Annotated in this window: 24 protein-coding genes; 17 read left to right on the top strand and 7 right to left on the bottom strand. The window is 66.6% G+C overall.

The window, feature by feature from the left end:
* Positions 1-248 precede the first annotated feature (248 nt).
* Positions 249-1,037, top strand: coding sequence for a TorF family putative porin (locus C666_RS13590; RefSeq protein WP_004340640.1), 789 nt, complete (start codon positions 249-251; stop codon positions 1,035-1,037).
* Positions 1,038-1,058: 21 nt separating this feature from the next.
* On the opposite strand, the gene C666_RS13585 is transcribed toward C666_RS13590, so the two are convergent.
* Positions 1,059-1,928 carry a LysR family transcriptional regulator gene (locus C666_RS13585; RefSeq protein ID WP_004340637.1) on the bottom strand — a complete coding sequence of 290 codons (870 nt, stop codon included), beginning with the start codon at positions 1,926-1,928 and terminating at the stop codon, positions 1,059-1,061.
* A 203-nt stretch (positions 1,929-2,131) separates the two neighbouring features.
* On the opposite strand from C666_RS13585, the gene C666_RS13580 reads away from it, so the two are divergent.
* From C666_RS13580 to C666_RS13565, 4 genes are all read left to right on the top strand, one after another.
* Positions 2,132-2,734 (top strand): cysteine hydrolase family protein, encoded by a 603-nt coding sequence (locus C666_RS13580; RefSeq protein ID WP_004340634.1) that lies wholly within the window; start codon positions 2,132-2,134, stop codon positions 2,732-2,734.
* A gap of 148 nt (positions 2,735-2,882) precedes the next feature.
* The gene (locus tag C666_RS13575) at positions 2,883-3,329 is read left to right on the top strand and encodes an HIT family protein (RefSeq protein ID WP_004340631.1); all 447 of its coding nucleotides are present in this window, start codon (positions 2,883-2,885) and stop codon (positions 3,327-3,329) included.
* Positions 3,330-3,428: 99 nt separating this feature from the next.
* A complete protein-coding gene (pssA, locus tag C666_RS13570; protein WP_028792436.1) occupies positions 3,429-4,265 on the top strand; it encodes a CDP-diacylglycerol--serine O-phosphatidyltransferase in 837 nt (278 codons plus the stop codon).
* Between the two features lie 2 nt (positions 4,266-4,267).
* Positions 4,268-5,803, top strand: a complete 1,536-nt coding sequence (locus C666_RS13565; protein WP_004340626.1) for a 2-isopropylmalate synthase — start codon at positions 4,268-4,270, stop codon at positions 5,801-5,803.
* 51 nt (positions 5,804-5,854) lie between these two features.
* On the opposite strand, the gene C666_RS13560 is transcribed toward C666_RS13565, so the two are convergent.
* The 3 genes from C666_RS13560 to C666_RS13550 all read right to left on the bottom strand — a co-directional run bounded on the left by C666_RS13560 (position 5,855) and on the right by C666_RS13550 (position 8,383).
* Complete coding sequence (locus C666_RS13560) at positions 5,855-6,220, bottom strand: DUF2069 domain-containing protein (protein WP_004340624.1); 366 nt, start codon at positions 6,218-6,220, stop codon at positions 5,855-5,857.
* A complete protein-coding gene (gene wrbA / locus C666_RS13555) occupies positions 6,217-6,816 on the bottom strand; it encodes an NAD(P)H:quinone oxidoreductase (protein ID WP_004340621.1) in 600 nt (199 codons plus the stop codon). The genes C666_RS13560 and wrbA overlap by 4 nt, the downstream gene beginning before the upstream one ends.
* An 85-nt stretch (positions 6,817-6,901) precedes the next feature.
* Positions 6,902-8,383: a cyclic-di-GMP receptor FimW-related protein gene (locus tag C666_RS13550; protein WP_004340619.1), complete on the bottom strand. Its 1,482-nt coding sequence runs from the start codon at positions 8,381-8,383 to the stop codon at positions 6,902-6,904.
* Between the two features lie 232 nt (positions 8,384-8,615).
* Here C666_RS13550 and rpsP point away from each other — a divergent pair, with 232 nt between their 5' ends.
* The 4 genes from rpsP (at position 8,616) to rplS (ending at position 10,776) form a co-directional block, all read left to right on the top strand.
* On the top strand, positions 8,616-8,867 hold the full coding sequence (gene rpsP / locus C666_RS13545) for a 30S ribosomal protein S16 (protein ID WP_004340616.1): 252 nt from the start codon (positions 8,616-8,618) through the stop codon (positions 8,865-8,867).
* Positions 8,868-8,908: 41 nt separating this feature from the next.
* On the top strand, positions 8,909-9,430 hold the full coding sequence (rimM, locus tag C666_RS13540; protein ID WP_004340614.1) for a ribosome maturation factor RimM: 522 nt from the start codon (positions 8,909-8,911) through the stop codon (positions 9,428-9,430).
* Between the two features lie 50 nt (positions 9,431-9,480).
* Positions 9,481-10,272, top strand: coding sequence for a tRNA (guanosine(37)-N1)-methyltransferase TrmD (trmD, locus tag C666_RS13535; RefSeq protein WP_004340612.1), 792 nt, complete (start codon positions 9,481-9,483; stop codon positions 10,270-10,272).
* A gap of 96 nt (positions 10,273-10,368) precedes the next feature.
* Positions 10,369-10,776: a 50S ribosomal protein L19 gene (rplS, locus tag C666_RS13530; protein ID WP_004340610.1), complete on the top strand. Its 408-nt coding sequence runs from the start codon at positions 10,369-10,371 to the stop codon at positions 10,774-10,776.
* A 111-nt stretch (positions 10,777-10,887) separates the two neighbouring features.
* On the opposite strand, the gene lptG is transcribed toward rplS, so the two are convergent.
* Together lptG and lptF are read right to left on the bottom strand one after the other, a co-directional pair.
* Positions 10,888-11,961, bottom strand: a complete 1,074-nt coding sequence (lptG, locus tag C666_RS13525; protein ID WP_004340608.1) for an LPS export ABC transporter permease LptG — start codon at positions 11,959-11,961, stop codon at positions 10,888-10,890.
* The gene (lptF, locus tag C666_RS13520) at positions 11,958-13,043 is read right to left on the bottom strand and encodes an LPS export ABC transporter permease LptF (protein WP_004340606.1); all 1,086 of its coding nucleotides are present in this window, start codon (positions 13,041-13,043) and stop codon (positions 11,958-11,960) included. The genes lptG and lptF overlap by 4 nt, the downstream gene beginning before the upstream one ends.
* 116 nt (positions 13,044-13,159) lie before the next feature.
* On the opposite strand from lptF, the gene C666_RS13515 reads away from it, so the two are divergent.
* From C666_RS13515 to C666_RS13480, 8 genes are all read left to right on the top strand, one after another.
* Positions 13,160-14,659 (top strand): leucyl aminopeptidase, encoded by a 1,500-nt coding sequence (locus tag C666_RS13515; RefSeq protein WP_004340604.1) that lies wholly within the window; start codon positions 13,160-13,162, stop codon positions 14,657-14,659.
* An 11-nt stretch (positions 14,660-14,670) separates the two neighbouring features.
* Positions 14,671-15,111 (top strand): DNA polymerase III subunit chi, encoded by a 441-nt coding sequence (locus tag C666_RS13510; RefSeq protein ID WP_004340602.1) that lies wholly within the window; start codon positions 14,671-14,673, stop codon positions 15,109-15,111.
* The gene (locus tag C666_RS13505) at positions 15,108-15,665 is read left to right on the top strand and encodes a hypothetical protein (RefSeq protein ID WP_004340600.1); all 558 of its coding nucleotides are present in this window, start codon (positions 15,108-15,110) and stop codon (positions 15,663-15,665) included. The genes C666_RS13510 and C666_RS13505 overlap by 4 nt, the downstream gene beginning before the upstream one ends.
* 83 nt (positions 15,666-15,748) lie before the next feature.
* Positions 15,749-18,631, top strand: coding sequence for a valine--tRNA ligase (locus C666_RS13500; RefSeq protein ID WP_004340598.1), 2,883 nt, complete (start codon positions 15,749-15,751; stop codon positions 18,629-18,631).
* Between the two features lie 115 nt (positions 18,632-18,746).
* Positions 18,747-19,517 (top strand): SDR family oxidoreductase, encoded by a 771-nt coding sequence (locus C666_RS13495; protein WP_004340596.1) that lies wholly within the window; start codon positions 18,747-18,749, stop codon positions 19,515-19,517.
* Between the two features lie 173 nt (positions 19,518-19,690).
* Positions 19,691-20,614 (top strand): polyphosphate kinase 2, encoded by a 924-nt coding sequence (ppk2, locus tag C666_RS13490; protein ID WP_004340595.1) that lies wholly within the window; start codon positions 19,691-19,693, stop codon positions 20,612-20,614.
* 55 nt (positions 20,615-20,669) lie between these two features.
* Positions 20,670-22,310: a methyl-accepting chemotaxis protein gene (locus tag C666_RS13485; protein WP_004340592.1), complete on the top strand. Its 1,641-nt coding sequence runs from the start codon at positions 20,670-20,672 to the stop codon at positions 22,308-22,310.
* The gene (locus C666_RS13480) at positions 22,307-22,525 is read left to right on the top strand and encodes a DUF4351 domain-containing protein (protein ID WP_004340590.1); all 219 of its coding nucleotides are present in this window, start codon (positions 22,307-22,309) and stop codon (positions 22,523-22,525) included. Before C666_RS13485 ends, C666_RS13480 begins: the two co-directional genes overlap by 4 nt.
* 523 nt (positions 22,526-23,048) lie before the next feature.
* Here the strand turns inward: C666_RS13480 and C666_RS13475 are convergent.
* The coding region (locus C666_RS13475) for a TonB-dependent siderophore receptor (RefSeq protein ID WP_004340588.1) at positions 23,049-25,477 on the bottom strand (2,429 nt) is incomplete at its 5' end.

The following is a 25,477-nucleotide window of genomic DNA, read 5'->3' as shown; positions in this document are numbered from 1 at the left end:
CTGACCGCGGCGGGCGCGCTGTGGCTCGCGTTCGCGCCGCAACGCGCCCGCCGCGGAAAGCCCGTGCAAAACCGCACGTAGCCTCCACCGCCAGGCTTGCGCGAGCACCTAGGCACCTGTAAGCAACATTCCGAGGGCGCGCGCATTCGTCTACTGCGCCCCGGCGTGACCGCAGGCGTGCAACCCGGCGCTTCCCAGCGCCCCGGACCGGCCCCGCCGGCCCATGACAACCCAAGGAGACATCCGAAGTGAAGCCCTACACCAAGCGCACGGCCCTGAACACCCTGCTTGCAAGCCTGCTGGCCGCGGCCCCCGCCATCCATGCCAGTGACACGGCCACGCCGCCCCTTGCCCTCAGCACGAATGTCAGCCTGGTTTCGCAATACGTATTCCGCGGCATCTCGTATTCCCAGGAAAGGCCCGCCATACAGGGCGGTTTCGACCTGGCGCATGGCAGCGGCCTCTACCTCGGCGTGTGGGGAACCAGCGTCAGCGACGATGCGCTCAACGATGCATCGGGTGAAATCGACGTCTATGGCGGCTACGCGAACACCCTCGGCGACTTCGGCTACGACATCGGCCTGCTGCAGTTCATCTTCCCCGGCGGCCGGATCGACGGCACGCGCGAGAAGTACGACACGCTGGAACTCTACGCCGGGGTCACGTGGAAGTTCCTGAACCTCAAGTATTCGCACACCCTGGGCGATTACTTCGGCTTCAACGACAAGTCCTTCGGCCTGGGGCGGGGCGATTCAAAAGGTTCGTACTACGTCGAGGCCAACCTGACGCATGAATTTCTGCCCGGCTGGACCGCCAGCGCCCACGTCGGCCACCAGTACGTGCGCAACTATGGCGAATACAACTTCACCGACTGGAAGATCGGCCTGGAAAAGAGTTTCGACGGCGGATGGCAGGCAGGCCTCGCCTGGGTCGACACCGACGCCGACAAGCCGCTCTATACCGTGTGCGACGATGGCCGGCACTGCAAGAACACCGCCTCGGCCAAGTGGCTGGTCCACCTGACGCGCAGCTTCTGAAACGCCGGGTGCGGCGCCCGCCTAGGCGGCCTGCCCCGCGAAGCGGGCTGCCTCGGCCTGGAAACACTCCACCAGCCAGTCGGCCGTGGCCGCGACCCGCGCCTGCGAGCGCGCATCCGGGTGGATGACCATCCACAGTTCGCGGCTCAGCACCGGCGTGGCGCCGGTCAGACGCACCAGGCCGGGCGCCGGGTCGGCCAGGAAGCACGGCAGCACGCCGTGGCCGACGCCGTCACCGACCGCGCGGGCCAGGCCCCGCAGGCTGTTGGAGCGCAGCCGGATGCGGCCGCCGCCGAGCATGGACTGCAGGTAGCGCATCTCCGGGGTGTGGGCGAGATCCTCGTTGTAGGCCACCCAGTCCCCGGCGCGCACCGGCAGGTCGCCCCGCGCGGCGCCATAGAGCGCGAAGCCGACGTCGGCCAGCTTGCGGATCAGAAAGTCGCCGCTGGCCGGACGCGCGAGGCGGACCGCGATGTCGGCCTCGCGCCGCGCGACGTTGAGATTGTCGTTGCTGGCGATCAGGTCGACGCACAGTTCGGGGTGGCGGGTGTAGAGGTCCCGCAGCCGGGGCACCAGCCATTCGCCGACGATGGCCGCGACCGCAGTGATGCGCACGACGCCGCCGACCTTGCCCGCGCCGGCCTCGGCCAGGCGCACGACCCCGGCCACGTCCTCTTCGATGCGGCCGGCCCGCTCCAGCACGCGGAAGCCGACCGCCGTGGGCCGCCAGTGGCCGTCACCGCGCTCGAACAGGCTCGCGCCCAGCGCCGCCTCCAGCGTCTTCAGCCGGCGGGCGACGGTGGTCTGATCCACGCCGAGGCGGCGCGCGGCGGCGGCCAGCGTGCCCTCCCGGCCCAGCATCACGGCAAAACGCAGATCATCCCAGTCCATCGCCACTCCGCTCCGCCGGACATCCCGCCAGCCCCCCGGGCCGCGCTGCCGTCCGGCTTTCGATGCCCCTGCAAATTTGCACGAATATCGGGCATAAATGCCCATTCACGCAGGGCGAGCCAGAGTATAGCCTGTCGTTTCCACCACATCCGCGCAGCCGCAAGCGCGGAAGTTTTTTCCGACACCGAAGAGGAGACACGCCCATGAGCACCGCATCCACGACCCTGCGCCAATTGACCGGCCAGCCCGCCACACCCGCCCGCCTGTCCGATTCGGCACTGGTCATCGTCGACGCCCAGAACACCTACCGCGAAGGGGTCATGCAACTGACCGGCGTCGAGCCGGCGCTCGATCAGTGCGCCACGCTGCTGGCCCGCGCGCGGGCGCTGAAGATCCCGGTGCTGCACATCCAGCACGACGCCGGCCCCGGCACCCCGTACGACGTGCGGGCCGAGATCGGCGCCATCGCCGATAAGGTGGCGCCCGCCGGCGGCGAGCCGGTCGTGATCAAGAACTACCCGAACGCCTTCGTCGGCACCGACCTCGACGCCCGCCTCAAGGACGCCGGCGTCAAGAACCTGGTGGTGGTGGGCTTCATGACCCACATGTGCATCAACTCCACCGCCCGCGGCGCCTTCAACCTGGGCTACGCCGTCGCGGTGCCGGCCGCCGCCACCGCGACCCGCCCCCTGCCCGCGCCGGACGGTTCGGTGGTGAGCGCCGCAAGCCTGCAGTCGGCCGCGCTGGCGGCGCTGGGCGATCTGTTCGCGGTAGTGGTGCCGGACGAAGCGGCGATCGCCGACTGAAGCGCACCGGCAGGCGGAGAGCGACGCGCCCGCCATGACGCCGCGGCGGGCGCTTTCTCCGCCGCCGGCAACACGGCTACACTGCCTCCTCGCAGCCGGTGCCGGCCTTCCGCGCCCACCTTGCCTTCACATCCAAGGAGATCCGCCCATGCCCATGTTCGTCGATACCTCGCCACCCGGCCAGTGCATCTTCTGCCGCCTGGTCGCGGGCGAGATTCCCGCCGCCCGCGTCTTCGAGGACGAACTGACCGTCGCCTTCATGGACATCGGCCAGGTCAACCCCGGCCACGTGCTGGTGGCGACCAAGCGCCACGCGGCCACGCTGTTCGACATCACGCCGCAGGAAGCCGCCGCGGTGGCCCAGACGGTACAGCGCGTGGCCTTCGCCGTGCGCGACACCTTCGATCCGCCGGGCCTGACGCTGCTGCAGGCCAACGGCCGCGAGGGCGACCAGACGGTATTCCATTTCCACATGCATGTCGTGCCGCGCCACGGCGACGACGGCATCGCGCTGTCATGGCCGCGCAAGGATCCGCCGGGCGACATCCTGCAGGGCTACGCCGCGCGGCTGCGCGACGCGATCGCCGGAGGCTGAGCGGCACCGCCGGGCGCGATTCGCCGCAGCGCGGGCGGCGGACTGCTAGAATTCAGTTCCTGCCGAACAGCCCGGTCCGCCATGGGCCACCCCGACCGCATGCCCCTCATCACACCCGAGAAGCGCCGCCGCGGCATCTACATCCTGCCGAACCTGTTCACCACCGCCGCCCTGTTCGCGGGTTTCTACGCGATCGTGCAGGCGATGAACCAGCGCTTCGAGGTCGCCGCGGTGGCGATCTTCGTCGCCATGGTGCTCGACGGACTGGACGGGCGCATCGCGCGCCTCACCCATACCCAGAGCGAGTTCGGCGCGGAATACGATTCGCTGTCCGACATGGTGTCCTTCGGCGCCGCCCCGGCGCTGGTGATGTACGAATGGGCGCTGCAGGATCTCGGCAAGCTGGGCTGGATCGCGGCCTTCATCTATTGCGCCGGCGCAGCCCTGCGGCTGGCGCGCTTCAACACCAACATCGACGTCGTCGACAAACGCTATTTCCAGGGCCTGCCCAGCCCCGCCGCCGCCGCCTTGATCGCGGGCCTGGTGTGGGTCGGCATCGACAACGGCTTCAGCGGCGACGAACTGAGCGGCTACGCCTGCGCGCTGACGATCTTCGCCGGCGTGTCCATGGTCAGCAACGTGCTGTTCTGGAGCGGCAAAAGCATCAACCTGCGCAAGAGCGTGCCCTTCATCGTCATCATCGCGCTGGTGCTGGTCTTCGCCCTGGTTTCCAGCTATCCGCCGGGCATCCTGTTCGGCCTGTTCCTGATCTATGCGGGCTCCGGCTACGTGATCTGGGCGCTGCGCTGGAAGCGGCGCAAGGACAAGCGCGCAAACGCGCCCGTGCCCGCCGCGGCACCGGCCGCCCCCGCCCCCCAGGCCGACGGCGCGGAAACCTCCGCCGCGGCCGATGACGACACCTCCCCGAGGAACTGAACATGAAAGACCCACTGATCATCTTCGACACCACCTTGCGCGACGGCGAGCAGAGCCCGGGCGCGTCGATGACGCGCGAGGAAAAGCTGCGCATCGCCCGCCTGCTCGAACGCATGCGCGTGGACGTCATCGAGGCCGGCTTCGCCGCCGCCTCCAACGGCGACTTCGAATCGGTGCGCTCCATCGCCGAGGCCGTCAGGGAATCCACCGTCTGTTCGCTGGCGCGGGCCAACGAGAACGACATCCGCCGCTCGGGCGAGGCCATCTCGCCGGCCGCCCGCGGCCGCATCCATACCTTCATCGCCACCAGCCCGATCCACATGGAGAAGAAGCTGCGCATGACGCCCGACCAGGTCGTCGAGCAGGCGGTGAAGGCCATCGGCTGGGCGCGCCAATACACCGACGACGTCGAGTTCTCGGCCGAGGATGCCGGCCGCTCCGACATCGACTTCCTGGTGCGCATCTTCGAAGCCGTGATCCAGGCCGGCGCCAGGACCATCAACGTCCCCGACACCGTCGGCTACAACGTGCCCGAGCAATACGCCGGCACCATCCGCACCCTGATCGAGCGCGTGCCCAACGCCGACAAGGTGATCTGGTCGGTGCACTGTCACAACGACCTCGGCCTGGCGGTGGCGAATTCGCTCGCCGCCGTGTGCGCCGGCGCGCGCCAGGTCGAGTGCACCATCAACGGCCTGGGCGAACGCGCCGGCAATGCCTCGCTGGAGGAAATCGTCATGGCGGTGCGCACGCGCGCCGACGTGTTCCCGGTCGAGACGCGCATCGACGCCACGCAGATCGTGCCCGCCTCCAAGCTGGTGTCGCAGATCACCGGCTATCCGGTGCAGCCCAACAAGGCCATCGTCGGTGCCAACGCCTTCGCGCACGAGTCCGGCATCCACCAGGACGGCGTGCTCAAGCACCGCGAAACCTACGAGATCATGCGCGCCGAGGACGTGGGCTGGGGCGCCAACAAGCTGGTGCTGGGCAAGCATTCGGGCCGCAATGCCTTCCGCGCCCGCCTGCAGGACCTGGACATCGAGATCGCGAGCGAGGAACACCTCAACCACGCCTTCTCGCGCTTCAAGGAACTCGCCGACAAGAAGCACGAGATCTTCGACGAGGACCTGCATGCGCTGATGCGCGACGAAACGATCACGCCGGAGACCGAGCATTACCGCCTGGTGTCGAGCCGCTTCCATTCTGAAACCGGCGAAACCCCGCGCGCGGAACTGACGCTGGTCGTCGGCGGCGCCGAGCGCCATGCCCAGGCCGAAGGCTCGGGACCGGTCGACGCCGCCTTCAAGGCCATCGAGACCGTCGCCAACAGCGGCGGCCAGCTTCTGCTCTATTCGGTCAATGCCATCACCACCGGCACCGACGCCCAGGGCGAAGTCACCGTGCGGCTGACGAAGAACGGGCGCGTGATGGACGGCCAGGGCGCCGACACCGACATCATCGTCGCCTCGGCCAAGGCCTACCTGAATGCGCTGAACAAACTGCAGAGCAGCGCGCCGCGGCTCAACCCGCAGATCTGAACGCGGCGGCAAGGCCCCTGCTCGCTGGGGCCTTGCCCCGCCCGGCGCGTGTCAGGATTCGGGACGCGCGGGCGCCTGGCGGGACGGCGCGGTGTTGCGCGCGTAGAGCATGGTGCTGAAGAACAGCAGCACCGACAGCGCGATCTCCCCCCCCGCCAGCACCGCGGTCAGACCGGGGTCGCTCGCGCGCAGCACGCCCTCGGTCAGGTAGAGCAAGGACAGCATCGACACCCACTGATAGGTGTAGCGCTTGCCGCGCAGGATGCCGAACACCGCCGGCAGCAGCGGCAGCGCCTTCAGCATCATCCACGAGCCGCCGGGACGCAGCGGCGCAAGCCAGGCTTCCCACAGCACGCACAATGCGATCAACGCGAGCAGGCTGAAAGCGGCGGCAAGGTTGAGCAGGCGCGGGCTCATCGTTCACCCGCCAGGCGCAATGCCGTCTCGGCCAGACGCCGCCCCTGGGCGCGGGCCAGCTCGGCCTCGTCGGCCGTCGGCTCCGGCAGCCCGTCCATTCCCGCCACGTGGGTCGCGCCATAGGGCGAGCCGCCGCTGCGCGTGGTGTTGAGCCGCGTTTCGGCATAGGGAATGCCGAGCAGCAGCATGCCGTGGTGCAGCAGCGGCACCATCATCGTCAGCAGGGTGCTTTCCTGGCCGCCGTGCAGGCTGGCCGACGACGAAAACACACAGGCGGGCTTGCCGGTCAGCACGCCATTGGCCCATTCGCCGGCGAGGCCGTCGAGAAAATACTTCATCGGCGCGGCCATGTTGCCGAAACGGCTCGGGCTGCCCAGTGCCAGGCCCGCGCATTCGGCGAGATCGCGCGGCTCGACGTAGGCCGGGCCATCGGCCGGAATCTCGTCCTCCACCGCCTCGCATACGGTCGATACCCGCGGCACCGTGCGCACCCGCGCCACGGCGCCCGGCACCTGGTGGATGCCGATGGCGATCTGTTCGGCCAGCGCGCGGACCGAACCACGGTGGCTGTAGTAAAGGACGAGTATTTCCTGCATGGGCTGGCCGTAGACACTGGAACGCACGGATTATACCGTCCGCACCGCTGCCGTCCTCGCCCGCGGCGGTGGCCGCGCGCCCGGCTCAGATCGGGTAGGGATCGATCTCGTAACGGAAAAGCTCGATGCTGGACGTCTGCATGTCGAGCCCCAGCGCGCGCCCCTGCGCCACGTACAGGTGCGTCCCCTCGCGCACGAACACGAAGCGGCGCGACGCGTAAGTTCCGGCCGGGGCAAGAAAAGCCGGCTGGCGGCGCATCGGCTCCATGGGCGGCAGTGCCAGCGCCGGCGCGACGCCGCGCAGCGTAGCGCCGCGGAAGGCCACCTGCACCGCATGATAGGACGGCGCCAGCACCTGCAGCCCCAGTTCGATGCGCTCGGGCCCGTCGCTGCGCACCCAGCGCACCACGCATACAGCCCAGGCCGTGCCCGCCTGGCGCCTGAGCCCGAGCACGATGCCGGCCTCGATCTCGCCCGCAGCGTCGGCATCCGTACCGACCACGTTCATGATCGCGTAACCGCCCGGGCTCTCGTTGAGCACCTGCCACTCGAGAACCCGCCCCGCTTCACCCCGCCCGCGGCCAAGCTCCCACAAGCCGCGCAGCCCCAGGCACACCTGAACCGCATAGTGCTGAGGCCGGCGCGGCTGCGTGCGCAAGGGGGACGTCACCCAGCGCTCGCGCAGCGCGCGCAGCAGCGCAAGCAGCTCGACCGGCGTCAGCCCGGGCGGCAGGCTCTCGTCCCCGGCATCCAGCAACTCGACTTCGGCCAGAGCGCCGCCGGCATCCTCGGCCCCGCCGATCACGGCCTCGAGCCGCTCGATGCGCTCGCCAAGCACCCGAGCAAGCGGCGCAAGACTGAAATGGCGCACCTCCCCGTGCCCCGGGGCCAGCCTGCGTGCCGCCGACACCGGCGCGGCATCCTCGGTCAGATCGACCCACCAGGCGCCGACGAGCGACTCGCCCTCGGCCAGCTTCTGCACCCCGGGAAGCCCGCCGTCGAGGAAATCGGCAATCCAGGCCAACTGGCGCGCGGTAAAGCTCTCGGGTGAAGCCGCGGCGATTGCGGCCATCGTGCGATACGACACGTCGTCTTCGAGCCCGCCGGCCATCCGGTTGGCGAGACGCCACAGGCCGGACGGCGGATTCGCGGCCGACATCGCCGACACGATGAAAGCCTCGCAGCACAAGGCCAAGGCCTGGCGCCGGTCCCGCTCCCAGGCCTGAGCATGCATCGCGGGCTCGGGCAGCATCGCCTCCAAACCCTGAGCCATCTCGATCAGGGCGCCGGACACATCGGCCGAAGCGCCATGCAGCGCCCCCGGCAGGGGCAGGCTCAGCGCCTGCAGTTGCGCCCGGATACGGGCACTGACATCCAAGCCCCGCGCCGCGGCCCCTTCCAAGCATTGCCGCAACGCGCTTCCCGTCACCCCCGAGCGCCGCAGTTCCGCAAGATGGCCGCGCAGGGCATCCAGGTCGTCCACGACCTCGTCGGCCGGCTCGGCTTCCAGCCAGCGCTGGAATGCGTCGGTCTCTTTGTCGCCGGCAGCGGGCGCAGCCTGGATCATGGGGAGGGAGCAGAAATATCCATCGCCCACATTCTAGTCATGTTTGAATCGGCGGATTCATGTTTGAATCGGTGGATTCGCCCGAAAGCATGCCAGAAACGGCAGAAACATCGATTCATCCCGCGCGGCCCGCCTGCCGCGCCGTGGTCCGGCAGATCAATCATGACTTGCCCTTGAACCCGCTTTACCCTAGAATCCACCGTTTTTCGCATCCACCGATCAGGAAAATCAGATGGTCGTCATTCGCCTTGCCCGTGGTGGCGCCAAAAAGCGCCCGTTCTTCAACATCGTCGCCGCCGATTCGCGTAATCGCCGCGATGGCCGCTTCATCGAGCGCGTGGGCTACTACAACCCCGTCGCCTCCGGCGCTGCGCAGAACCTCGTGATCAACGCCGAGCGTCTGGCCTACTGGGAACAGAACGGCGCCCAACTGTCGCCGACCGTTGCCCGTCTGGCGAAGCAGGCCGCCAAGGCCGCGGCCTGATCGTCGACGGCCAGCCAAAGCCTGCAAAGGCGGATCAGCACATGATCGTACTGGGGCGCATCGTCGCCCCTTTTGGCGTTCAGGGCTGGATAAAGATCCACCCGTTCGGCGACGATCCGACCGAATGGCGCAAGATGCCGCAGTGGTGGCTTTGCGCCGACGACGAGGCCCCCGCCGGGCAATGGAAGCCCTACACGCTCAAGGCATGCAGGGCGCACGGCAAGGGCCTGGTCGCCGCATTCGATGAAACGCCGGACCGCAACGCGGCCGAGGCAATCGATGGCTGGTACATCGGCGCGCCGCGCGAGGCATTGCCCAAGCCGGCCGAGAACGAATACTACTGGGGCGACCTCGTCGGCCTGGAAGTCTTCAACGAAGCCGGTACGCGGCTGGGCGTGGTCGACAGCCTGCTGTCCACTGGCGCCCACGACGTGCTCCAGGTGAAGGACGGCGAAAAGGATGACGGCGGCAGCGAGCGGCTGATTCCGTTCGTCGCGGCCTACGTGCTGGATGTCGACCTCGCCGCGCGGCACATCCGCGTTGCCTGGGGCGAGGACTGGTAGGCGTGGATACGCGCGCCGGAACCGAAGCGGGGCGGGAAGAAGCAAGGACGATGATCGAGGGCGGATTGCGCCGCTACGACGTCATCACCCTCTTCCCCGAGATGTTCGTGGCCCTGACGGGCAGCGGCATCACACGCCGGGCGCAGGACCGCGGGCTGTACGCGCTGGGTTTCCACAACCCGCGCGATTTCACCCACGACCCGCATCGCACGGTGGACGACCGGCCATACGGCGGCGGCCCCGGCATGGTGATGCTGGCCGAGCCGCTGCTGCAGTCGATCGCGGCCGCGCGCGCGGCGCAACAGGCAGCGACCGGAGCCTCCGGCCCGGTGCTCTACCTGTCGCCGCAAGGCCGCCGGCTGGATCAGGCGACAGTGATGGAACTGGCGGCACGGCCGGGCCTGATCCTGCTGTGCGGCCGCTACGAAGGCATCGACCAGCGCGTCATCGAACGCGCGGTCGACATGGAAGTGTCGCTCGGCGACTTCGTGTTGTCCGGCGGCGAACTGCCGGCCATGGTGCTGCTCGACGCGATCGTGCGGCAGTTGCCTGGCGCATTGAACACGGCCGATTCGGCGCACGAAGACTCCTTCGCCGACGGCCTGCTGGACTGCCCGCACTATACGCGGCCAGAAATGCTGAACGATGATAAAGTGCCCGACGTCCTGCTGTCGGGCAACCATGCGGCGATCCGCCGCTGGCGGCTGAAGCAGTCCCTCGGCCGCACCGCGCTGCGCCGGCCGGACCTGCTGGCCGGACGGCAGTTGAGCAAGACCGAATTGAAACTGCTTGAGGAATTCAGGCAGGAGCAAGCCGGGGCAGAAGGCGGCAGCATCGCCTGAAGGCCCGATCATAAACGGCACGCACCAGGTGGCGACCTGCTCTGCGGCCAGGCCGATGCAATGACAGAGGCCGACAACATTGATGGAGTATCCGCAATGAACCTGATTCAGCAACTCGAACAGGAAGAAATCGCCCGCCTGACCCAGGGCAAGGCCATCCCGGAATTCGCCCCCGGCGATACCGTGATCGTCCAGGTCAAGGTCAAGGAAGGCACGCGCGAGCGTCTGCAGGCGTACGAAGGCGTGGTGATCGCGAAGCGCAATCGCGGCCTGAACTCCGCCTTCATCGTCCGCAAGATTTCGTCGGGCGAAGGCGTGGAACGCACGTTCCAGACCTACTCGCCGCTGGTGGCCGGTATCGAGGTGAAGCGCCGCGGCGACGTCCGCCGCGCCAAGCTGTACTACCTGCGCCAGCGCTCGGGCAAGTCCGCGCGTATCAAGGAAAAGCTGGACTACAAGGCTGCCGCAGCCAAGAAGGCCGCGCAGCAGCAACAGCAAGCCTGATCGCTCTCGCAGTGACGCACGGAAAACGGACCTTCGGGTCCGTTTTTCGCTTCTGCCGCCGATGGCATCCGCCGCGGCGGACGGGACGGCCGCCGGGCAGCTCCATCTGCTTCAGCGCCGCTCGACGTAATGCAGGATGCCGGCCGCAGCGGCCAGGAAGATCAGGCTGGGCGTCAGCGCGGCCATGATCGGCGGCCAGGCGTTGATCATGCCGAGATTGGAGAACAGGCCGTTCAGCAAGTGGAAGCCCACGCCCAGCATCACCCCCATGAAGATGCGCGCGCTGGCACCGCCCATGCGGTCGTGGATGAAGCCGAAAGGCAGCGCCAGGGCCATCATCACCAGCACGGCGAAGGGGTAGATCAGCTTCTTCCATAGCGCGATCTCGAAACGGTCCGCGCTTTGCTGGTTGTCGCGCAGATGCTGGATGTAGGTCCACAGCTTGGCCAGCGGCATGTGCTCGGGCGCGACCATCAGCACCCCCAGCACCTCGGGCGAGAGGTCCGAACGCCAGGTGATCTCGGGGACATGCTCGACTTCGGTCCTGTCGTCGAGGAAGCGGGTGCGGGACACTTCCAGCAGGCGCCAGTAGTCCTTGCCGTCATGTACGCCGCGCTTCGCCTCGCTGATCGACACCAGCGCATAATCGGCATCGAACTCGTACACCCGCGCGTTCTGCATCGTGCGGTCGGGCAGCATGGTGCGCACGTTGATCACCAGCGCCCCATCCTTGACCCACAGGCCAGAACGCAGTTGCTGCGACACATTGGCCTTGGTCGCGGTCAGCTTCCATTCCTGGGCCGCGGATTCGGCCGGCGGCGCCACGTATTCGCCGATGAGGAAGGTCAGCGCCACCAGCACGCTGCCGATCAGGCCCAACACGCGCATCAGCGCGCCGTTCGACAGCCCCGAGGCGCGCATCACCGTGATTTCGGAATGGCGCGCCAGCGTCGCCAGGGCATATAGGGTGCCGATCAGCACTGCGACCGGAAACAGCTCGTACACGCGGCCGGGCAGGATCAGCACCACATACACCGCCGCATCGACGATCTGATAGTCCCCCTTGCCGACATCCTCCAGTTCGTTGATGAAATCGAAGAAGGCGAACAAGCCGAGGAAAGCCACCAGCACCAGGGCCGTGGCCGCGTAGATTTCCCGGGCGAGATAGCGGAACAGAATGCTCATGACGGCCTCGCGCGCCAGAACGGCGACACCGCCAGCCGTCGGTAGAACAGCAGCGCCAGCATGGCCAGCACGATCACATGGGGCAGGAACAGCGCCACCGCGAAGCCCAGCTTGCCCTGCGACACCCAGCCCTGGAAGACCGAGATCGCATTGCTATAGACGAGATAGGTCAGCAATGCGATCAGCAGGCCGTTGGCCCTGCCCGCGCGCGGATTGACGAAGGACAGCGGAATGGCCAGCAAGGCGAGCAGCAGCGCGGACAGCGGCGCGCCGATGCGCCCGAGCAGTTCGCCCATGCTGCGTTTGTCGCCCTGCGCCAGCAGCAGCGCGGTCGGCAGGGCACGCGAGCGCGAGGGCTGCATCACGGCCGGCTTCTGCTCCACCTGCACCTCGTAGCGCTCGAACTCCATCACGCGGTATTCCGGCGTGCCGGGCTGGCCGTCGTAGCGGCGCCCCTTTTCCAGCACGACGAAGCGGCGCCCTTCCTCGTCGTTGCGCAGAAAGCCTTCGGCCGAGACGATCACGACCAGTTGGCCGTCGCGCGTCTCCTCGCTGACGAACACGTTCCGCACCCTGCCGTCCACGCCCGCGCCGACCTCGACGAAGAACACGCGCTGGGCGCCGGAGGATTCGCGGAACACCCCGGGCGCGACGCGGTGGGTGTCGTCGCGGCTGTCGATGCGGTCGCGATACTCGCTGCTCTGCTGCTGCGCCCACGGCGTCAGATACAGCGAGCCGGCGCCGACCACGGCCACCAGCGGCAGCGCGAACATCAGTACCGGCCGTATCCAGGCCGTCAGCGGCACGCCGGCGGCGAACCACACCACCATCTCCGAATCTCGATAGCTGCGCGACAGCGATACGAGAATGGCGATGAACAGCGTCAGCGTCAGCACCGTCGGCAGTTGCGCCAGGGCGCCGAAGCCGATCAGCGCCAGCACGGCCTCGGCCGGCACACGGCCGCCGGCCGCCTGGCCGAGCAGACGGATCAGCACGGTCGAGATCAGGATCGCGAACAGCGCGACGAAGACCGCGGCGGCAGTTTGGGTGAATTCCCGCTGAAGGGCGCGGCGGAAGATCATCGCGCGATAGGACCGATGGGCAAGAAGCGTTTGGGAAGGGTTTTTGACGGGTTCGCGGCGAAGGCGCCATAATCGGCGGCAGTTCGCAAGACGCGTCATTCCAAGGAAAAAAGCTGATGGAATTTACCATAAAGACCGGCTCGCCGGCGAAGTCCAAGACCGGCCTGCTCGTACTCGGCGCCTTTGCCGACGGGGTTTTGCCTGCCGCCACCGCGGCCGTCGATGCCGCAACCGAAGGCCGCATCGCGCACTATCTCAAGCGCGGCGACCTGGACGACAAGGCCAGCGCCACGCTGCTGCTGCCCGAGCTTGCCGGCACCCACGCCGAACGCGTGCTGCTGGTCAGCCTGGGCAAGCAGGACGAATTCGGCGACAAGGCCTACCGCGACGCACTCGGCGCAGTTGCCAAGGCGCTCGCCGCCACACCGGCCAGGGATGCCGTCGTCACCCTCGCCGATGCCGCGCTGGCGCAGCGCCCGCTCGCCTGGCGCCTGCAGCAGGCCGCGCGCATCCTCGCCGACGGCGCCTATCGCTTCGACGCGCTCAAGACCGGCAAGGACAAGAAAGACAACAAGGAGCGCGGCGTCAGGAAGCTGGCGCTGCTGACCGAGGCCGAACTAAGCGCCGAACTCGACACCGCCGTGCGCCACGGCCAGGCCATCGCCACCGGCATGGCGCTGGCGAAGGACCTCGGCAACCTGCCGGGCAACATCTGCACCCCCGCCCATCTGGCCGAAACCGCCGAAGCCCTGGGCAAGCAGTACAAGTTCGACGTCGAGGTGCTCGAACGCGCCGACATGGAAAAGCTCAGCATGGGCTCCTTCCTGTCGGTGGCGCGCGGCTCGCACCAGCCGCCCAAGTTCATCGTCATGAACTACAAGGGCGGCAAGGCGAAGGCGAAGCCCATCGTGCTGGTCGGCAAGGGCATCACCTTCGACACCGGCGGCATCTCGCTGAAGCCGGCCGCCGAGATGGACGAGATGAAGTACGACATGTGCGGCGCGGCCAGCGTGCTCGGCACCTTCAAGGCCATCGCGCAGATGGGCCTGCCGCTCAACGTCGTCGGCCTGATCCCGACCACCGAGAACATGCCCGGCGGCGGTGCCACCAAGCCGGGCGACGTGGTCACCTCGCTGTCGGGCCAGACCATCGAAGTGCTCAATACCGATGCCGAGGGCCGGCTGATCCTGTGCGACGCGCTGACCTATGCCGAGCGCTTCAAGCCCGAATGCGTGATCGACATCGCCACGCTCACCGGCGCCTGCGTCGTCGCGCTGGGCAAGATCCCCAGCGGCCTGCTCGCCAACGACGACGAGCTCGCCGCCGAGATCCTCAGGCGCGGCACCGAATCCGGCGACCGCGCCTGGCAGCTGCCGCTGTGGGACGAGTACCAGGACCTGCTCAAGAGCAACTTCGCCGACATGGGCAACATCGGTGGCCGCTACGCCGGCACGATCACTGCGGCCTGCTTCCTGTCGCGCTTCGCCAAGGCCTACAAATGGGCGCACCTCGACATCGCCGGCACGGCCTGGGTGTCGGGCGACGCCAAGGGCGCGACCGGGCGGCCGGTGCCGCTGCTGTCCGAGTTCCTCATCGGCCGCAGCGTCGCCGGCTGAGCGGCACGGGCATGGCGCCGAGCGTCCGCTTCTACCACAACACGCCCGACCGGCTCGCGCTTGCCTGCGAGCTGGTCGCGCGCGCCTATGGCAGCGGACGCAAGGTGGCGGTGCGCATGCCCGACGGCGCCAGCGCCCGCGAACTGGAGCGCGTGTTGTGGACGCGCGAACCGCTCGCCTTCGTCCCGCATGTGCTGCGCGACTCCGAACTGGCGGCGGAGACGCCCGTCGTCATCGGCGACGGCGCCTCTGCTTCCCCATGGCCACACGCCGACACGCTGTTCAACCTGGCGCCGGATCTCCCGCCGGACTACCAGACTTTCAGGATCGTGGTCGAGATCGTCGGCCAGACCGAGGCGGAACGCCTGCCCGCCCGCGCACGCTGGGCGCGGTACCGCGAACAGGGGCTGGCGCCGAAGGCTTTCGACGCCGAGCGCAGGGTGGCGCTATGAGAGATTGGCCGCCCCTGCCCGCCGACGAAGAGCTCGAACGCGCCGACGACCTGCTGGGCCAGGCCGACGCGCTGCTGGGCCGCCACCGCGCGGGCAGGCCAGCAGACATGCCCGCCTCCGCGCAGGGCACGGACGAGGCATCGTCCGGCGCCTCCGCGGACTTCGACCCCAGCTTCGACGACGACCTGCCCATCCTCACCGAGGTGGTCGAGGCGTCCGAACTCCCGCCGGACTGGGCCGGTCAGGCGCCCCCGCCGCAGCCCCCCGCTCCGCCGCCACCCGCCGAGCCAGCGATCACGCTCGAAGACCGCATCGCCTACCAGATCGCCGAGCGCCTGATCGACCTCGACACCCAGATCGCGCGCAGCATCAACGACTGGATGGACAGGGAATTCCCCCAGCTCTTGCAGCGCGAGCTCGACCGCCTCGGCGAACGCCTGCAGGTCGAGATGCAGGCCCACCTGCGCGCCACGCTGCTGCCCGAGCTTTCGGCCCATGTCAGCCGGCAGATGGAGCGCGATCCGGACGCCGCCGTCCCCCCGCCTCTGCGCTGAGGCGCCCCGCTGCCACACACCCGCCGGGCACGGCGGGCGCATCCGCTATAATCCGCGCTTTGCCTTCACGCGCGTAGAACACCATGGAACTGGCCAAGAGCTTCGAGCCCGCCGACATCGAACGTCGCTGGTACCCGGAATGGGAATCCCGCGGCTATTTCGACGCCGGACTCGACACGTCGAACCCCAACGCCTTCTGCATCCTGCTGCCGCCGCCCAACGTCACCGGCACGCTGCACATGGGGCACGGCTTCAACCAGACGATCATGGACGCGCTGACGCGCTACCACCGCATGCGCGGCGACAACACGCTGTGGCAGCCCGGCACCGACCACGCCGGCATCGCGACGCAGATCGTCGTCGAACGCCAGCTCGACGCCCAGGGCGTCAGCCGCCACGACCTCGGCCGCGAGAAATTCCTCGAAAAAGTGTGGGAATGGAAGGAATACTCCGGCGGCAGCATCACCGGCCAGATGCGCCGCCTGGGCACCAGCCCGGACTGGAAGCGCGAACGCTTCACGATGGATGAGGGCCTGTCGAAGACCGTCACCGAAACCTTCGTGCGCCTGTACAACGAGGGCCTGATCTACCGCGGCAAGCGCCTGGTGAACTGGGACCCCAAGCTCGGCACCGCCGTGTCCGACCTCGAAGTCCTCTCCGAGGAAGAGGACGGCAGGCTCTACCACATCCTCTATCCCTTCACCGACGGCCCCGTCGGCGGCCTGCGCGGCCTCACCGTCGCCACCACCCGCCCCGAAACCCTGCTCGGCGATGTCGCGGTGATGGTCCATCCCGAAGACGAACGCTACGCCAGCCTGATCGGCAAGACCGTCGAACTGCCGCTCACCGGCCGCCGCATCCCGATCATCGCCGACGACTACGTCGACCGCGAATTCGGCACCGGCTGCGTCAAGGTCACCCCGGCGCACGACTTCAACGACTACGCGGTCGGCCAGCGCCACGGCCTGGACATGATCGTCGTGCTGACGCTGGAAGGCGCGGTGCCGGCCGAAGCCGAGGTGTTCGACACCGGCGGCCAGGCCAAGGGCCGCATCGCCATGCCGGTTTCGGTCGCCGGCCTGGACCGCGTGCCGGCGCGCGACAAGGTCGTCGCCGAATTGGAAGCCGCCGGCCTGCTGGCCGAGACCAAGGCGCACAAGATGATGGTGCCGCGCGGCGATCGCACCAGCGTGATCATCGAACCGATGCTGACCGACCAGTGGTTCGTCGCCATGAGCAAGCCTGGCCCGGACGGCAAGAGCATCACCCGCAAGGCGCTGGATTGCGTCGCCTCCGGCGAGATCAAGTTCTATCCGGAGAACTGGGTCAACACCTACAACCAGTGGTTGAACAACATCCAGGACTGGTGCATCTCGCGCCAGCTGTGGTGGGGTCATCAGATTCCCGCCTGGTATGCCGCCGAGGGCAGCGTGAGCGGCCGCTGCTGGGTCGCCCACGACGAAGCCGAAGCCCGCGCGCTGGCCTCCGAGGACGGCTACAGCGGCGCGCTGCGCCGCGACGAGGACGTGCTCGACACCTGGTATTCGTCCGCGCTGTGGCCGTTCTCGACGCTGGACTGGACACCCGAATGGCCGGGCAAGAGCAACGACGCGCTCGACCTCTACCTGCCGTCCACGGTGCTGGTCACCGGCTTCGACATCATCTTCTTCTGGGTCGCGCGCATGGTCATGATGACCAAGCACATCACCGGCAAGATCCCGTTCAAGCACGTCTATGTGCATGGCCTGATCCGCGATGCGGAAGGCCAGAAGATGAGCAAGTCCAAGGGCAATGTGCTCGACCCGATCGACCTCATCGACGGCATCGGCATCGACGAGCTGGTCGCCAAGCGCACCTTCGGCCTGATGAACCCCAAGCAGGCGCAGAGCATCGAGAAGAAGACCCGCAAGGAATTCCCCGAGGGCATCCCCGCCTTCGGCACCGACGCGCTGCGCTTCACCTTCGCCAGCCTCGCCAGCCCGGGCCGCGACATCAAGTTCGACCTCGCCCGCTGCGAGGGCTACCGCAACTTCTGCAACAAGCTGTGGAATGCCACCCGCTTCGTGCTGATGAACTGCGAAGGCCAAGACTGCGGCCTGGGCGAAGGCGTCGCCTGCTCGACCGAGATGCTCGACTTCTCCTTCGCCGACCGCTGGATCGTGTCCCGCCTGCAACGCGCCGAGGCCGAAGCCGCCACACAGTTCGACGCCTACCGCTTCGACCTCGTCGCCCGCGCAGTGTATGAATTTGTCTGGGACGAATACTGCGACTGGTACCTGGAACTGGCCAAGGTGCAGATCCAGACCGGCACGCCCGCGCAGCAGCGCGCCACCCGCCGCACCCTGCTGCGGGTGCTGGAAACCGTGCTGTGCCTGGCCCACCCGCTGATCCCCTTCATCACCGAGGAGCTGTGGCAGACCGTGGCCCCGCTGGCCGCGCGCAAGGACGCCGACAGCCTGATGCTGGCCCGCTACCCACAAGCGGACGCCGCTCGCATCGACGAGGCCGCCGAGGCGAAGCTCGCCGAACTGAAGGCGATGATCTACGCCTGCCGCAACCTGCGCGGCGAGATGAACATTTCCCCCGCCCAGCGCCTGCCGCTGGTGGCCACCGGCGACAAGGCCGCGCTGGCCCTGTACGCGCCCTACCTCGCCGGCCTGGCCAAGCTGTCGGACGTGCAGATCGTCGACGAGATCGGCGCCGACGAGATCGCCCCGGTCGCCGTCGCCGGTGAAACCCGCCTGATGCTGAAGGTGGAGATCGATGTCGCCGCCGAGCGCGAACGCCTGGCCAAGGAAATCGCCCGCCTCGAAGGCGAGATCGCCAAGGCCGAAGGCAAGCTCGGCAACGCCAGTTTCGTCGACCGCGCCCCCGCCGCCGTCGTGCAGCAGGAACGCGACCGCCTGGCCGGCTTCAGGGCCACGGTGAACAAACTGAAGCCGCAACTGGCCAAGCTGGGCGGCTGAGCGCGGCCGCATCGCGCATGGCGGAACGGCAGCGAGAGCGATTTCGCTGCCGTTCGCGTTTTCCCATCCACCTCGCGCGCATTGCGCACGACACCGATCACTCACGGAGCAAGGGATGAATCAGGACAATCCGAATCGCATCGCACTGGTCACCGGCGCCTCGTCCGGTTTCGGACGCTCGATCTGCCAGCGCCTGGTCAAGGACGGCTACCGGGTCGTCGCGGCCGCGCGGCGCACCGCGCTGCTGGAAGACCTGCGCGCCGAACTGGGGCCGGACCTGCTGCCGCTGGAACTCGACGTGCGCGACGCCAAAGCCGTCGCCCGCCTGCCCTCCACGCTGCCCCAGGGCTTCGGCGACATCGACCTGCTGGTCAACAATGCCGGGCTCGCGCTCGGCATGGAGCCGGCGCACAAGGCCAGCCTCGACGACTGGCAGACGATGATCGACACCAACGTCACCGGTCTGGCGCGCGTCACCCACGCGATCCTGCCCGGCATGGTCGAGCGCAACCGCGGCCACATCATCAACATGGGCTCGATCGCGGGCAGCTACCCCTACCCCGGCGGCAACGTCTATGGCGGCACCAAGGCCTTCGTCGCACAATTCAGCCTGAACCTGCGCGCCGACCTGGCCGGCACCCGCATCCGCGTCACCGACATCCAGCCCGGGCTGTGCGGCGGCACCGAGTTTTCGACGGTCCGCTTCCACGGCGACGGGCAGAAGGCCGCGTCCATCTACCAGGGCGCAGAAGCCCTCGGCCCCGACGACATCGCCGAAACGGTATCCTGGATCGCCGCGCTGCCGCCCCACTTCAACGTCAATGCGATCGAGATCATGCCGACCTCGCAATCGTTCTCGGCGCTGCACGTCTCGCGCTCGGCCTGAGCCCCGGGCCGACACGCATCGCCTGCTGTTCCATACTCGCAATCGCAATCGCAATCGCCGCCGGCCGGCACGCTGGATCATGCAGGCCGCCGGCGCTTCGTCACAGTGCGGTAATGAATCTGTAAGACGATGAGGGCGGAAGAATTGTTGTCCCCCTTGCTAGCGAGAAGCCCATGGACAAGCAGGATGTTGGCGATCTTCACCGCCGGATCGAACGCGAACTGCAGGACAGTTACGACGAAGAGCTCGAACTCGAACTCGATGACCAGCGCCTGGACGAAGCGGGCGCCGGGGTGCCGCAGACGCAGACGGCGGACGAGCGTGCCAAGCGCCGCCGATACTTCGCCGAGTTGCTGCGCCTGCAGGGCGAACTGGTAAAGCTGCAGGACTGGGTGGCAACGACCAAGCATCGCGTGGTGATCCTCTTCGAAGGCCGCGACGCGGCAGGCAAGGGCGGGGTTATCAAGCGCATCACACAGCGCCTCAACCCGCGTGTCTGCCGCGTCGTCGCGCTCCCGGCACCGAACGACCGCGAGCGCACGCAGTGGTATTTCCAGCGCTACGTTCCGCACCTGCCCGCAGCGGGTGAAATGGTGCTGTTCGATCGCAGCTGGTACAACCGTGCCGGCGTCGAGCGGGTGATGGGCTTCTGTACCGACGAAGAGTACGAGGAGTTCTTCCGCTCGGTCCCCGAGTTCGAGCGCATGCTGGTCCGCTCGGGTATCCAGCTCATCAAGTACTGGTTCTCGATCACCGACGACGAGCAGCATTTCCGCTTCCTGTCGCGCATCCACGACCCGCTCAAGCAGTGGAAACTGAGCCCGATGGATCTCGAGTCGCGAGCGCGCTGGGAGAGCTACACGGTCGCCAAGGAAGCCATGCTCGAGCGCACGCACATTCCGGAAGCTCCCTGGTGGATCGTCGAGGCGGATGACAAGAAGGCAGCGCGGCTGAACTGCATCCACCATCTGCTGGGCGAGATCCCCTATACCGAGATCCAGCGCCCGCTCGTCGAATTGCCGGCGCGGGTGCGTCACGCCGATTACACCCGCCATCCGGTTCCGGGCGACATGATCGTGCCCGCCTGGTTCTGGTAGACGCGGCGTCCCGGCCTGGCGCACACGCCCCTTCGCCTGTGCGTGGAATCGTTTCATGAGCATCAGACAAAACCTCGTCCTCCTCATCGCCATCACGGCGACGCTGCTGCTGTCCATCGGCGTCGTCGGCAGCACACAGCTCCGGCGCAATGCCGAACTCGTCCAGACCCTCACCGACAACGCCGTCCCGGGCGCCTTGGTGGCATCCGACCTCGCGGCCGATCTCAAGCAGGCCGAGCTCGACCTGATCGAGCTGGTGACCGCGCCGACCCCCGACATCGCCGCGCAGGCGCAGGAGAGGCTGCACGCCCAACAGGCCCGACTGGCCGGCAGCCTCGACACCTTGCGCAACCTGCCCTCTTCGCCCAAGGAACGCGGTCTGATCGATCACGCCACGCAAAGGCTCGCGGACTACCAGAGCGCCACCGAGGAAGTCGTCGGCTATGCGCGCAGCGGACAGCGCCTGCTGGCTGAAGCCAGCCTTTACGCCAACGTCGCGGAATACAAGAACGAGTTGCAACAGGTTCTCGGAGATTTGCGCACCGAGAAAGGCTACAGCAAGGACGCGGCGGTGGACACCGTGCAGGAAGAGCTTGCGCGCACGGTCCGCGTGCTGGCGTGGGGCGGTGGCATCACGATGCTGGTGCTGATCGGCCTCGTCATACACCTGCATCGCAACATCGTCCGCCCGCTGCGGACCATGGAAGGCACGATGACCGCCATCGCTTCGTCACTGGATTTCACCCAACGCGTGCCGGTGGCCCGAAACGACGAAATAGGACAGTCCGTCGCCGCGTTCAATTCCCTGCTCGAAACCCTCCAGCACAGCCTCGGGGACATCGTCGACATCATCCGCAGCAACGAAAGCGCCACGGCCGAGATGTACCAGTCGGCGCTGGTCGTGGCCGACATCGCCTCCGAGGGGCGTGATTCGTCGAAGCGGATCCAGCAGGCCGCCCAATCGATCCAGGAACACACCCTCGAGATCGATCGCGAGTCCCGCCAGGCAGGCCGGATCACCCAGGAATCCAGCCAGACGGCCACCTCGCGCACCGCGGTCATCCGCCAGACGGCCAAGCGCATCGACGCGCTGGCCGGGCATATCGACGACGCGTCGGCCCAGGTATTCGCGCTGGCCCACGAGGTGGAAGAAATCGAGAGCGTCGTTTCCGAGATCCGCCAAATCGCCGACCAGACCAATCTGCTGGCGCTCAACGCGGCCATCGAAGCCGCACGCGCAGGAGAAACCGGGCGGGGCTTCGCCGTCGTTGCCGATGAAGTACGCAAGCTGGCCGAACGCTCGGCTGCCGCCACGGAACTGATCAATCAACGCCTCGACAGCATCTACAGGGCGTCGCATGAATCCACCGAGCTGATGAAGCGCGTCGGGGTGGAGATGGAACAGAGCACACTCTTGGCCAGCTCTGCGGGTGAAGCGATCGAAACCATCGAGCACTCGGCAGTGAAAGTAAGCGGCGTCGTAGACGAAATCTTCCGCCTCGTGCAGATCGGACAGGGAGCAGGCGCGGAAATCGTCGCACAAGTGGGCACCATCGACGTCCTGCTGGACCGGGCTCATCAAGCTGCGGACCACACGAAGGTGGCGGCCGACGGAATCCGCGCAATTTCCCAGGATCTGGCCACGATCGTCTCGCGCTTCCGCATCGCGCCGGATGCCCTCGGCGCCTGCAAGTGATCGGCGGCTCGCACGGAGCAGGGATCGACAGGCTGCCGACCGGGCGCAGCAAAGGCGAGCTCATCGTGCTGACCCGCTTGCTCACCCGTCGCTTCGGCCCGCTCGATGCCGCCGTCAGCGAACGCCTGCAAAAAGCTACGTCCGCCGAACTGGAACAGTGGGCCGACAACATCCTGGATGCCCGCAGGCTGGAGGAAGTCTTCGGCGTGGGCTGAAATCCGGCGAGAGGCTGCGCGAAGAATCCCGCGTTTTCACGGTCGACCGCAGACAACCCAAAAAAACGGCGCCATCCATCTGGGCGCCGTTTTTCATGGAGGCTGCGGAAGCGCGAACCGTGCTCTTCAAGGCATCCCCGGCCCCCATCGCCAGCCTTGTACGGCACCGTCATCTTCTTCAACAATTCGGCAGCCGACAGCAACTTGCCGCCGAACAACCTCTGCGCCAGCGGAGCAGGTCAGGTCCTAGGGGGTCGAATACAGCGCCCCGGCTGCGTCCGGCGTGCTCATGTGCACGAAATCAGCATTCGCAGTCGGTGATGCCCCCGGCCTGTATGTCGACTCGATCAACCAATCGGCACTGACCAGCGAGGTGCGCCGGCGGCTCAGGCGCTAGATTGCTCCCCGAGCAGGGACGGCCCTTCCGCCAAATTCGCCATAGCCGCCTGGAGGCCGTCCCGGACGAAGGGGAAAGCGCCGAAAGGCACGGCACCACGTCGATGCCGTGTCTGAGGAACGGAGGTCAGAACTTCGCCCGCAGCGTCAGCATGTAGCTGCGCGGCTCTCCGTAAAGACTCTGGTAATAGGCCGCGCCATTGGCCCAGTAGGTCTTGTCAAACAGATTTTTGGCATTCAGACTGACATCCAGGTTCTGGTTGATGCGATAGCGAGCAAAGGCGTTCCAGACGGAATAGCCGCTTTGGCCGGGGCCATCGCTATCCATCGCAACTTCCTTGCTTTGCACCTGGACGCCCCCGCCCAGCGTCCATTGGTCATTGATCTGATAGCTGCTGAATAGCTTGAACATGTGTCGGGGGGTGTAGGTCATGGCATAGCCCTCGTTGAAATCAGCTTTGAGGTTTTCCTGATGGGTGTAGGTATAGCCAGCTCCCATCTGCCATCCCGACAGCAGTTCCCCGTTGACTTCGGCATCAAAGCCACGAGTGCGGCTCTCGCCCACGGCGATATAGCATGCACCACCTGTGGGATTGCCAGGACAAGCGCTATCATAGGGTGCGGCTTCGCGCATGGCTGCATTCTCCAGATCAACCTGATAGATAGCAAACGCCGCGTTCAGCCGCCCTTCGAGTAATTCACCTTTTATACCCAGCTCGTAATTCTTGCCTGTCTTGTGGTCGATCAAGCTGCCACTACGCGTGTAATAGCCCCATTGCGGCGCAAAAATATCGGCGTAGCTTGCATAGGTCGACCATTGCGGCGTCAGTGCGTAAACCAGTCCGGCATAAGGCGTAAACTCGTGATTGACCCGACCACCATCATTCGGTCGATAAACGCCCGACTCATTCCAGTAATCGTATTGGTACCAAGATGTACGCCCACCCAAGATGGCCGTCAGATCATCGGTCAGCTTGAAGTTGAGTTTGCCAAAAAAACCGTAAGATTTGGATTCAGTTCGATCTGGATTTCCAGCGAATGTCGAGGAAACCATATTTTTCGTTGCTTCGTCATATATCCAGTACCAATTGTTTTCCAGATTGGCACTCGTCACAGCAGGTGACCAAAGACTTCTCCCGTCCCTGTCCCACTTGCTGGCGTTGACGCCGAAGGTAACGGTATGCTCCCTACCCAAGGCATCGAAAGAACCCAGTAGATTGATATCGAAGCGATCCGTTTTTTGCTCGGTCTTGATGGCCTGCACGTTGCCTCTTGTAGTATTGACGATCGTCATGACTCCTTCATAGTCACGCTCCCAATGCGAGGCAGCCAGCACGAGCTTCCAGCGATTACTGATCTGGTGATCAATGTTCAGGAAGAGCTCTTTGTCTTCCGTATCGTGGTAACCCCATGTAGGGCTGTAGTTGCGTCGCCTTTCCGGGGTAAAAGACGTATTTGCAAAATAGTTCTGTTTGGGCGCAGTTTCCTTGGATTTCTCATAGCGTAACCCCAAGGCGATCTGCGTCGATGGGGTGATATCTGCCTCCACAATGCCATACAGCAAAGAAGCATTGGAGTTAGTGCTGTTCCAGAAACGGTCGCGATCCTGATACGCCGTCACCACACGACCACGCACCGAGCCGGATGCGTTCAACGAGCCGGAGAGATCGGCCTCACCCCGGTAATTGCTCCAGGAACCGGCACTCAAGCTGTAGTTTTGCTGAAACTCTCGGGTCGGGCGTTTGCGTACCAGATTGACGGTACCGCCAGGATTGCCCTGACCAACCAGCAAACCCGCTGCGCCACGCAAGATTTCAACCCTGTCATAAATGGCCGAACTACCTTCCAAGCCCATGTTGGTGCTGTAAGTATCAGCGGAGTCACTGACCACACCATCCACCATGTAGTTGTCGATCTCAAAACCGCGCGAGTAGTAATTGGCACTGCTGCCGTTGCCGGAATAGACGCTGCGGTAGCTGTTGACATAAATGCCGGTCGCTTGCTCCATCGCTTGCTGCACGCTGGTCAGGTTCTGGTCTTCCATGCGCTGGCTGGTGATAACCGACACCGACTGCGGAATCTCCTTGAGCGACTGCGCGCCTTTCATGATGCTGGCGCCCCTCACCGCATAGCTGCCGGTGCCTTCGCTGGTGATGTCGTTGCCCAGGCCGAAAGCCGTCACCATCACCGGCGCCAGTGTCGCGTCCCCTGTCTGCGCCGGCGCCGGCCGTACGCTGAGGGCGCCACCAGCGGTGACGAACATTTCCAGCCTGGTGCCGGCCAGGGCCTGGGCGAAGGCCTGCTCGACGGTGAACGTGCCGCGCACCGGCGCCGCCTGGCGGCCGCCGACCAGCCGGGGCTCGAGCGTGGCGACGCGGCCGGCCTGGCGGGCGATGCGGGTGAGCGTGACGTCGAGGGCGCCGGCGGGCAGGTCGTAGGGCTGCGCGGCAGCGGCCTGTGCCTGCGCCCGGGCCGTGCCAACGGCGGACGGCAGAACACCGAGCGTGGCGACCAGCCCCACGGCCACGACCAGCGGCCGCAGGCGGGTGGCGAGGG

The sequence above is a fragment of the Thauera linaloolentis 47Lol = DSM 12138 genome, assembly GCF_000310205.1.
Lineage (GTDB): Bacteria > Pseudomonadota > Gammaproteobacteria > Burkholderiales > Rhodocyclaceae > Thauera > Thauera linaloolentis.
The sequence above is the reverse complement of the archived record's forward strand: the minus strand, read 5'-3'. Positions and strand labels throughout refer to the sequence as shown.

Excerpts from the sequence above, each read along its gene's own strand:
- C666_RS13585 (WP_004340637.1), bottom strand. The coding sequence starts at position 1,928 with ATGGACTGGGATGATCTGCGTTTTGCCGTGATGCTGGGCCGGGAGGGC.
- C666_RS13580 (WP_004340634.1), top strand. The coding sequence starts at position 2,132 with ATGAGCACCGCATCCACGACCCTGCGCCAATTGACCGGCCAGCCCGCC.
- C666_RS13575 (WP_004340631.1), top strand. The coding sequence starts at position 2,883 with ATGCCCATGTTCGTCGATACCTCGCCACCCGGCCAGTGCATCTTCTGC.
- pssA (WP_028792436.1), top strand. The coding sequence starts at position 3,429 with ATGCCCCTCATCACACCCGAGAAGCGCCGCCGCGGCATCTACATCCTG.
- C666_RS13565 (WP_004340626.1), top strand. The coding sequence starts at position 4,268 with ATGAAAGACCCACTGATCATCTTCGACACCACCTTGCGCGACGGCGAG.
- C666_RS13560 (WP_004340624.1), bottom strand. The coding sequence starts at position 6,220 with ATGAGCCCGCGCCTGCTCAACCTTGCCGCCGCTTTCAGCCTGCTCGCG.
- wrbA (WP_004340621.1), bottom strand. The coding sequence starts at position 6,816 with ATGCAGGAAATACTCGTCCTTTACTACAGCCACCGTGGTTCGGTCCGC.
- C666_RS13550 (WP_004340619.1), bottom strand. The coding sequence starts at position 8,383 with ATGATCCAGGCTGCGCCCGCTGCCGGCGACAAAGAGACCGACGCATTC.
- rpsP (WP_004340616.1), top strand. The coding sequence starts at position 8,616 with ATGGTCGTCATTCGCCTTGCCCGTGGTGGCGCCAAAAAGCGCCCGTTC.
- rimM (WP_004340614.1), top strand. The coding sequence starts at position 8,909 with ATGATCGTACTGGGGCGCATCGTCGCCCCTTTTGGCGTTCAGGGCTGG.
- trmD (WP_004340612.1), top strand. The coding sequence starts at position 9,481 with ATGATCGAGGGCGGATTGCGCCGCTACGACGTCATCACCCTCTTCCCC.
- rplS (WP_004340610.1), top strand. The coding sequence starts at position 10,369 with ATGAACCTGATTCAGCAACTCGAACAGGAAGAAATCGCCCGCCTGACC.
- lptG (WP_004340608.1), bottom strand. The coding sequence starts at position 11,961 with ATGAGCATTCTGTTCCGCTATCTCGCCCGGGAAATCTACGCGGCCACG.
- lptF (WP_004340606.1), bottom strand. The coding sequence starts at position 13,043 with ATGATCTTCCGCCGCGCCCTTCAGCGGGAATTCACCCAAACTGCCGCC.
- C666_RS13515 (WP_004340604.1), top strand. The coding sequence starts at position 13,160 with ATGGAATTTACCATAAAGACCGGCTCGCCGGCGAAGTCCAAGACCGGC.
- C666_RS13510 (WP_004340602.1), top strand. The coding sequence starts at position 14,671 with ATGGCGCCGAGCGTCCGCTTCTACCACAACACGCCCGACCGGCTCGCG.
- C666_RS13505 (WP_004340600.1), top strand. The coding sequence starts at position 15,108 with ATGAGAGATTGGCCGCCCCTGCCCGCCGACGAAGAGCTCGAACGCGCC.
- C666_RS13500 (WP_004340598.1), top strand. The coding sequence starts at position 15,749 with ATGGAACTGGCCAAGAGCTTCGAGCCCGCCGACATCGAACGTCGCTGG.
- C666_RS13495 (WP_004340596.1), top strand. The coding sequence starts at position 18,747 with ATGAATCAGGACAATCCGAATCGCATCGCACTGGTCACCGGCGCCTCG.
- ppk2 (WP_004340595.1), top strand. The coding sequence starts at position 19,691 with ATGGACAAGCAGGATGTTGGCGATCTTCACCGCCGGATCGAACGCGAA.
- C666_RS13485 (WP_004340592.1), top strand. The coding sequence starts at position 20,670 with ATGAGCATCAGACAAAACCTCGTCCTCCTCATCGCCATCACGGCGACG.